At 34.4% G+C, this 1,127-nt stretch carries 2 protein-coding genes; one reads left to right on the forward strand and one right to left on the reverse strand.

Annotated features, from left to right (window positions below):
* Nucleotides 1-60 precede the first annotated feature (60 nt).
* Complete coding sequence (locus Q0838_RS14185) at nucleotides 61-654, forward strand: IS630 family transposase (protein ID WP_298956545.1); 594 nt, start codon at nucleotides 61-63, stop codon at nucleotides 652-654.
* Between the two features lie 7 nt (nucleotides 655-661).
* Here Q0838_RS14185 and Q0838_RS14190 read toward each other — a convergent pair.
* Nucleotides 662-1,127: S8 family serine peptidase (locus Q0838_RS14190; RefSeq protein WP_298956543.1), on the reverse strand; the 466-nt coding region annotated here is incomplete at its 5' end.

A 1,127-nucleotide genomic window follows, 5' to 3' on the forward strand; every position in this document is an offset into this window, starting at 1 on the left:
AAATTCAACACTTTAATTTACTAAAAATCTATCTTTTTTGCTAGAAAAATCTACTTAAATATTAATCGAACTCAGGTTAATACGCTAAATGACATTAGATTAAGTCTAAATAAGAATAACGTTAACGATGTGAACCTCTACTTTCAAGATGAAGCTCGATTTGGATTAATGAATCATTTAGGAAAGTACTTAACTGCATCAGGAGTAAAGCCAATAGTTACCTATCAACATATCTTTAAGACTACCTACTTATACGGTAGTTACTCTCCTATAAACGGAGACTCCTTTGTCTGGGAGATAAATGGAGTAGACACTACAATATTCGAAGCTTACCTAAAAGAGTTCTCATTATATAAACCAAAAGAATTTAAAATTGTAGTCATAGATAACGCAGGGTTTCATTCTACAAAAAATATAGATATACCAGAAAACATATACCTATTGAGGATACCGCCATATAACCCAGAACTCAATCCATGTGAACAAATTTGGCAATACATAAAGAATCGATTCAAGAATCAAAGATTTGAATCGATGAGTTCCCTCAGAGAATGGTTGTGTGAAATGGTAAAAAAAATGGACAATCAAACTATAAAATCAATCACAGGAAATCATCATTATCTAAAAGCTTTTTATGCGGCATTTAAGAACTAAATTGGTATTATTTCCCTCTAGAAAGCTTCTCTGCCATCAATAACGCATTGTAAGCATTCAATACTCTTCCGGATTTAGAAAGCTCATTAAAAGGCGTCATTTTATCTGGATCTTCTTCTGTAGGTGTCGCTACAGGGATGGTATACTCTACTCCAGAATCCATAAGAATATGCTTTACCTGTGATGCGGTAAGATCTGGGTAGTAAGAGCGTACTAGTGCCGCTACGCCCGAGGTGATGGCACCTGCACAAGAGGTGCCTGAAACATTATCTTCATATTTATTATCTGGAATTATCGTAGAGATGTTTGTGCCTGGAGTAAATAAATCGACATCACGAGAACCAAAACTTGAAAATTCTGGTTTTAAATTCTCTTCCTCCAATTTACCAGTAGCTCCAACAACTAGAAAATTATCAGAAACCTCAGCACCACTTTGTAAACGATCATTAGGATATTTCTCAGTTTCATTTAGA

It is taken from the genome of uncultured Nonlabens sp. (genome assembly GCF_947495285.1).
GTDB lineage: Bacteria > Bacteroidota > Bacteroidia > Flavobacteriales > Flavobacteriaceae > Nonlabens.